9 protein-coding genes are annotated in these 6587 nt (G+C 38.2%); 5 read left to right on the top strand and 4 right to left on the bottom strand.

From position 1 onward, the window contains the following. Positions 1–398, top strand: a 398-nt coding sequence (locus F6K54_RS34585) for a hypothetical protein (RefSeq protein WP_293088161.1), incomplete at its 5' end; no start/stop codon positions are given. Positions 399–554: 156 nt separating this feature from the next. Here F6K54_RS34585 and F6K54_RS34580 read toward each other — a convergent pair. Both F6K54_RS34580 and F6K54_RS34575 read right to left on the bottom strand, forming a co-directional pair. Beyond that, positions 555–731 carry a hypothetical protein gene (locus F6K54_RS34580; protein ID WP_293088159.1) on the bottom strand — a complete coding sequence of 59 codons (177 nt, stop codon included), beginning with the start codon at positions 729–731 and terminating at the stop codon, positions 555–557. 4 nt (positions 732–735) lie between these two features. Then, positions 736–1290: a hypothetical protein gene (locus tag F6K54_RS34575; RefSeq protein ID WP_293088157.1), complete on the bottom strand. Its 555-nt coding sequence runs from the start codon at positions 1288–1290 to the stop codon at positions 736–738. A gap of 34 nt (positions 1291–1324) precedes the next feature. On the opposite strand from F6K54_RS34575, the gene F6K54_RS34570 reads away from it, so the two are divergent. The 3 genes from F6K54_RS34570 to F6K54_RS34560 are packed head-to-tail and all read left to right on the top strand — an operon-like array spanning position 1325 to position 1960. After that, positions 1325–1495 (top strand): hypothetical protein, encoded by a 171-nt coding sequence (locus F6K54_RS34570; RefSeq protein ID WP_293088156.1) that lies wholly within the window; start codon positions 1325–1327, stop codon positions 1493–1495. Positions 1496–1507: 12 nt separating this feature from the next. Continuing rightward, on the top strand, positions 1508–1804 hold the full coding sequence (locus F6K54_RS34565; RefSeq protein WP_293088154.1) for a hypothetical protein: 297 nt from the start codon (positions 1508–1510) through the stop codon (positions 1802–1804). Beyond that, positions 1805–1960, top strand: a complete 156-nt coding sequence (locus F6K54_RS34560) for a hypothetical protein (RefSeq protein ID WP_293088152.1) — start codon at positions 1805–1807, stop codon at positions 1958–1960. A gap of 183 nt (positions 1961–2143) precedes the next feature. Here F6K54_RS34560 and F6K54_RS34555 read toward each other — a convergent pair whose 3' ends face one another. After that, complete coding sequence (locus F6K54_RS34555; RefSeq protein WP_293088150.1) at positions 2144–2389, bottom strand: hypothetical protein; 246 nt, start codon at positions 2387–2389, stop codon at positions 2144–2146. A 619-nt stretch (positions 2390–3008) separates the two neighbouring features. Further along, positions 3009–4646: a DUF2079 domain-containing protein gene (locus tag F6K54_RS34550; RefSeq protein ID WP_293088148.1), complete on the bottom strand. Its 1638-nt coding sequence runs from the start codon at positions 4644–4646 to the stop codon at positions 3009–3011. Between the two features lie 573 nt (positions 4647–5219). Between F6K54_RS34550 and F6K54_RS34545 the strand changes: the two genes are divergently transcribed. Then, positions 5220–6398: a histidine kinase gene (locus F6K54_RS34545; protein WP_293088146.1), complete on the top strand. Its 1179-nt coding sequence runs from the start codon at positions 5220–5222 to the stop codon at positions 6396–6398. Positions 6399–6587 lie beyond the last annotated feature (189 nt).

Raw genomic sequence — 6587 nt, 5'->3', positions numbered from 1 at the left:
ATCCTGCGGTTAACCGAACCACAGAAACAGTCTTTCGATTAACAGTAGGCAAAGAATATGTTGTTTATGCTATTGATGAAGCAGAAGGAAATGTTTGGTACTACATTTGCGACGATAATTTTATCTATTATCCTCAGAAACATTGCGCCCCATTATTTGAGGTAGTCGATGACCGAGTATCCAAATACTGGCGCTTTAAACTCTGGGAAAATGGTTTATTAGAAATAGCTTTTCCCCACTGGTTGAAAGACACCTATTTTTATGAGAAATTAACAGATCAAGAACCTACAGAAGTAGATTTATTTAAAAGGATAAAAGCGCTCATGGATATGGAAGCAGAAACACCTCCAGAAGCAACAGAAACAGCAGACAAAGAGTTAGTAACTGCTCCGGTTTAATTTTAGATAGGGAAGCACCTTTTTCAATGGATAACTAATAATGGATAATTGATAATGAAAGAGTAGGGGCGAATACCAGAAAACCCCCTACAATTTATCATCGGAAATTTTTCCATCCATCAACAGCATCCAAATTAGAAACAACTCCTTTTTGCATCAAAACCACACCATCTGCAAAACCAGTAATTCCATATTCAGCAGAATTATAAAGTTCTTCAATTCGAGGTACAATTTTTTCCAGTCGTTGCCGATCACTCCATCCAGCAAGCCATCGTTCTCCTCTATTCCGCAGCTTAAATAAGCGATCGCTATTTCATACAAGCTAGTTTTCAAGCTTTTACGAGCTGATTTTATGTATTTCCACAGGAGAGATAAAATCGTCTCTTTCTTGCCTGGTAATATAACCTGTTTCTGTTGCCATGTCTGCAATCTTGATGCAAAAGTCAGTTAAAGTTTCCAAGACTTCTTTGCGGTCTAATTGAAATTGTTTGTAACTGCTATCTAGAGAAAAGTTTTTATTGCTATCCGAATAGCCAAAATATCCTAAGTTGCAGTTAACCTTGTTGTCAAGAGGCACTAATTCTATTGTGACGCAACAACTCTCAACAAATTCTAGGTGTATTTTTTCCCCTCTTGATAACTGGTCGATTTGTGTAGGTAAATCTTCTTCCAGGAGCATTGAGATATCGGGATCTAAGAAAACTTTGACTTGTTCTTTACCTATTTTTATCGAGATGGGGCGATCGCACCCGTAACAAAAACGCCTAATTCCCATTTCAAAATGAGATAATTCTCCTAAAACATCTTCCGGAGGAGCGGCAAATTTTTCTAATAAAGGTTCTCCCCATCTGATTTGAAATTTATGAAGATGTATATCGCGTTTTATAATCACAATTAACCTTTTTTACCAAGCAGTAAATAAAATCGTGACAACTGGCCCCATTCCCGATGAAACTCCCAATAACTTAGAAGAGCAACTGCTTTTAGAACAGGCTAAGACAGGAGTAGCCATAGAAATTCAAGGAACGCCATTTCAGTTATCAGTTATCAGTTATCAGTTATCAGCATTTCTGCTTGAAGCATTGGAATTGAAATAAGGAAAACCAACTATGAAAATTCGTTGTATCGCCAACACTGGAACATCTCTTCCAGAAAATTATCTTGATCCTGCGGTTAACCGAACCACAGAAACAGTCTTTCGATTAACAGTAGGCAAAGAATATGTTGTTTATGCTATTGATGAAGCAGAAGGAAATGTTTGGTACTACATTTGCGACGATAATTTTATCTATTATCCTCAGAAACATTGCGCCCCATTATTTGAGGTAGTCGATGACCGAGTATCCAAATACTGGCGCTTTAAACTCTGGGAAAATGGTTTATTAGAAATAGCTTTTCCCCACTGATTGAAAGACACCTATTTTTATGATAAATTAACAGATCAAGAACCTGCGGAAGTAGATTTATTTAAAAGGATAAAAGCGCTCATGGATATGGAAGCAGAAACACCTCCAGAAGCAACAGAAACAGCAGACAAAGAGTTAGTAACTGCCCCGGTTTAATTTTAGTAATCCAGTAGGGTGCGTTAGGCGCTTACTACAAACTCACTGGAACTGTCAAATATTAGGTTGCGCCGTAACGCACCGTTCAGTAGTTTGTAGCTATCTCAAATATCTCGCTGCGTTAGCGCAGCGTAACGCACCCTACTGGACTCCTGACTCCTGACTGTCACCTCAAATAACACTTCAAAAACCTCCAGCATCACACCCTCCACCATCACTCCCCCCATTAGAAGCACCCCCGCCATCACACCCCCCATCAGGACTACCCCCATCAGAACTACCCCCATCAGAACTATCCACACCATAACCACCCGCATCAAAGCCACCCCCACCATAACCACGGCCGCCACGGCTCTTTTTAGGGTTAGAAGCCGATAAGATAGAGAAAATAACAATCACAAAGACAACAATAATAATAAGTAATATCATGTCCGGTTGAACAGTTATAAATAAACACTCAGAATTCAGAATTCAGAATTCAGAATTCAGGAGGGAAGAAAGAAGAAAAGAAGGAGAAAGTTTTTTATCACTAATTATCCGGACATGATATAATTCCATAAATTAAAAATTAGGATAAATATCCTATGGTGATAAATTCAACAAGGAAAAGGAGCTTAAGTCCCACAGTTCCACAGAGGAAGTGTTTAGTTGGAGGAAGTAGACCTATTGTCCCACATATACCAACAGGAACTTACCAATAATCATAACCAATCTCTCTGTATATTATCTTGTTATTACAATATCTTAACAAAAAGACTGCAATCACTTATAGCAATATGATTTGAGTTGTGAGATATTGGAAACTTTTAGGCAACAGGCAACAGCTCATCTGGCAACAGAGAAGAAGAAAAAACGTATCATATGAATGTAATAATTCCTATATTCTGTACTTTTAAGGAATACTTCAATTCTCACAACTGATTCCTGATTGCTATATTTAATAAATCAAATCAACAAATTTGACAAGAAAATTAGATGAGGTAGGGGGCGAGTTCCACGTTAAATTAATGGGAATTAAACAAAATCAAATAAACCCGCCCCTACAATTTCACTTATCAGAAAATTGAGCCATTTCTCGCCGGAAATTTTGCCATCCATCAACAGCATCAGGATTAGAAACTACTCCTTTTTCCATCAAAACCACACCATCTGCAAAACCCGTAATTCCATATTCACCAGATTTATAAAGCTCTTCAATTCGAGGTACAATTTTTTCCAGTCGTTGCCGATCGCTCTTAAATGCTACCCGATATCTATTCAACCGCCACAAGTCAACAATAATATACTCTACTTTTTCAACTTCTCTAGCATCATTTCTAAATTGCATTCTGGGAAATCGCAAAATTGCTCGACGACTTGATAAGTGAGGAATAATATAAGTTGTTGCTGCCACACTAGCATCATTAGGAATTTTATCTAACAATGGTCGCATTTGACTAACGTGCTGCCATTGTTGATGTGCGGGAACATAAACCCAAGGTTGTACTGAATCTGGTACTAAAAAATAAAAAGTGCGATTAGGATTAGAAGTAAATGTAAAAAATAGTGACAAGCAAATACAAACTACCCAGAAACGGCGAAATTTTGGTGATGGTAGTGATGAATTTTCAACTTCTGATTCTCTCTTTCCCCACCATAAAATTGCACCGTAAAATAATCCAGGTACTACTGTCATGGCGTAGCGAATTGTGATTGACAGTACAGACAAACCTTGAGCAGAAAATAACTTTAACAAAGGAAATCCTGCGATCATCCAAGAAGCGGGAGCAACAGCAGGCACAAATGCTAAGGGCAACCATTGACCTAATAAATATTTGATAGTGCCAAAGAATGGGGTGAAAATTTCTGCAATTAAACGCCAAGGGTTGCTAATCATACCCCAAATAATTTCTAGAGTAGAAGCTTCTTCTCCTTCTGCATATTGACCGAATCTTTCCATCATAAATCTCTGGGAAATATCTTCGGAAAATAGGGGCATGATCAGATTTGTTAAAGCCACTATATAAACAAAACTGAGAGTACAAATAGCTAAACCTATTTTGGGGTAGCGTTTACTCAAAATTAGATAGAATCCTACTCCAAATAAAACTACTCCCGCATCTTCTCTCACTGCTAAAATTAATATTGCTAAAATCCAAAATATAGACCATCGGCGTTTTTCCATGGCCAATAGTAAGCTAAATACAAATATAGGTATCTGACAAATATCATGGAAATTTGCGAGAGTAGGGCCAATTACTGCATTAGCACCATAGAAGCTAATAGTAATCATGGCTGATAAGGGTGGCTGGAGATAGTGCCTAGCTAAAATGTATAAAACTAAACCAGCACCAGTAACTAAGGTGACTTGTAATACTGTTAGGGTAATGGGATATGGAAATAGAGCATATATTGGCAACCACAGTAATAGAGCTGGAGTAAAATGTTGGCCTAAGCGGTGATAGTATACTTCTGATACTTGGCCTTGATGAACTACATTTGTGGAAAGAGCAGAAGAGAGAGAACTTTGAAAAAAACGACCATGTGTATTATTCCAAAAGACTTGGTTAAATATACCTTGGTCGTAAGAAGCATAAAAACTATAATATCGGTGCAGATTAAATAATAGACAGAGAACAAAGAAGGCGATCGCCACCACAAGCACCATTCTGAGGGACTGATTTTTTTGCCAGCTAACCAACTTCATCCAGTTTTAGAAATATTCAAAATTTAAAATTACATTTTATCCGGCCGAGGAGTTACGACTCGGTAGGAATCCCCGCGCCTAACAGCCGGGGAGGACGTCAAAGGCAACTGAGGCACAAAGTTCTGAGAGTATCCTCAGCAAACCTCTAACTACCATAAAATTGAAGCTTGCAGTATACCACTTACCAGAAAATTCTCCCTCACTTGAGTCATTATAACCACTGGTAAGATTTATCTGGTTTTTTATACTATAAAATGTCAATTATGTCAAGCAAGCATTAAATAATATAAATATACTCTAGAAGGCGAATTGAAAGTATTAGTGTCACAATATGAAATAGATATTAAATTATCTCAGAAACTAATTTTCTTTTATAGGCCATTAACAAAAAATATAAAATTCATCCAATTAGTTTTTTAATCGTAAGTGGTAAACCCCGCCCCGCTTACACTATCAGGCCAAGTATCTAGGTAGGCGGGAATATTCAATATGGATTACTACTAAATGGTAAATTATTCTATTTGCAAAAGAGATGCTAATAGCCTATCCTACTTACCTAGAGATTTTGTACCGGTGTCCTCAGAAAAATCTAATAACAATAATGAGCAGGGATGTTTACAGATTTTATTGTTTATCAATAAACGTCCTGGCTCTCAAGAGCAAATTCAAGCCATTCGTAAGTCTCTCAACAATTTAAAAAAAGATAATGATTATCCTTTTGAATTTCAAGTCATTGACGTAGAAGAAAAACCCTATATGGCAGAGCACTTCAAGTTAATTGCTACTCCTGCCCTACTCAAAATTTATCCTGAACCGAGACAAACCCTAACTGGTACAGATTTAATTGCCAAATTGGAATATTGGTGGCCACGCTGGCAACGTTCCATCGCCGAATATTGGCGCACTAATAATTCTCAGCCTCAATCTAAACAGGTTGTTAATCAAAAATCATCTGTTAGTTCCATCGACTGTGCTGTAGAGTTAATGCAAATGTCAGATGAGATTTTTCGCCTCAAACAGGAAAAGGAACAACTTCAAGCCCAACTAAGGTTTAAAGACCGTATTGTGGCCATGTTAGCTCATGACTTACGCAACCCCCTAACAGCAGTTTCGTTGGCTCTAGAGACTTTAGAATCAACTCAAAAAACTGCTAATATTGAGTTTCCTAGAAACTCTCCAACTCTTGTGGAAAAGCTAATTAAGCAGGCACGTTACCAAGTTCGTGTGATTGACAGAATGATTATAGATATTCTGGAGAAGCCAAAGGGCAAAAGTACGCGGTTACAAATTCAGCCTGAAAAATTAGATTTGGGGGCATTGTGTTGTGAGGTGATAATTAGTTTTCGAGACCGACTTAAGTCAAAAGACTTACAGTTGAAAACGGATATTCCTAATGATTTACCATTAGTTTATGCTGACCGAGAAAGAATACGTCAGGTAATAGTTAATTTGCTGGATAATGCCATTAAGTATACTCCTAAACAAGGAGAAATACAGGTTTTAATCCTCGATCGCACTACTCAAAAGATTCAAGTGACAATTTGTGATAGTGGCCCTGGTATTCCTAAAGAAAATCACGGTCGTATTTTTGAAGATAGTTTTAGGCTCAAGCGTGATGAGTCAAAAGAAGGTTATGGTATTGGTCTAGCTCTATGTCAGAGGGTTATTTTATCCCACTACGGCAAAATTTGGGTAGAGTCTAGTCCAAATAATGGTAGTTGTTTTAAGTTTACTTTACCAGTTTATCGGTGAGGAGGTGGGAAGATGGGGAGATGGGGAGATTTTTAAGATTTGACACGCAGACGCGGTGACACGGGGACGCGGAGAGGGGAGATGTCGCCTTCGACCTCGCCTCTCAGCCCCGCTAAAAACGGCAGGCGCACGGGGCTTGGGGATTTGAATGCAGGCTCTGAAAAGGCAAAACTGCCCAACGTGCGGACC

The sequence above is a fragment of the Okeania sp. SIO3B5 genome (assembly GCF_010692555.1).
Lineage (GTDB): Bacteria > Cyanobacteriota > Cyanobacteriia > Cyanobacteriales > Microcoleaceae > Okeania.
Note: the sequence above shows the minus strand (reverse complement) of the source record. Positions and strands in the feature narration are given on the sequence as shown.

Bases quoted from the DNA above. Each gene is read 5' to 3' on its own strand.
- F6K54_RS34565 (WP_293088154.1), top strand. From the start codon at position 1,508: ATGAAAATTCGTTGTATCGCCAACACTGGAACATCTCTTCCAGAAAAT.
- F6K54_RS34550 (WP_293088148.1), bottom strand. From the start codon at position 4,646: ATGAAGTTGGTTAGCTGGCAAAAAAATCAGTCCCTCAGAATGGTGCTT.
- F6K54_RS34555 (WP_293088150.1), bottom strand. From the start codon at position 2,389: ATGATATTACTTATTATTATTGTTGTCTTTGTGATTGTTATTTTCTCT.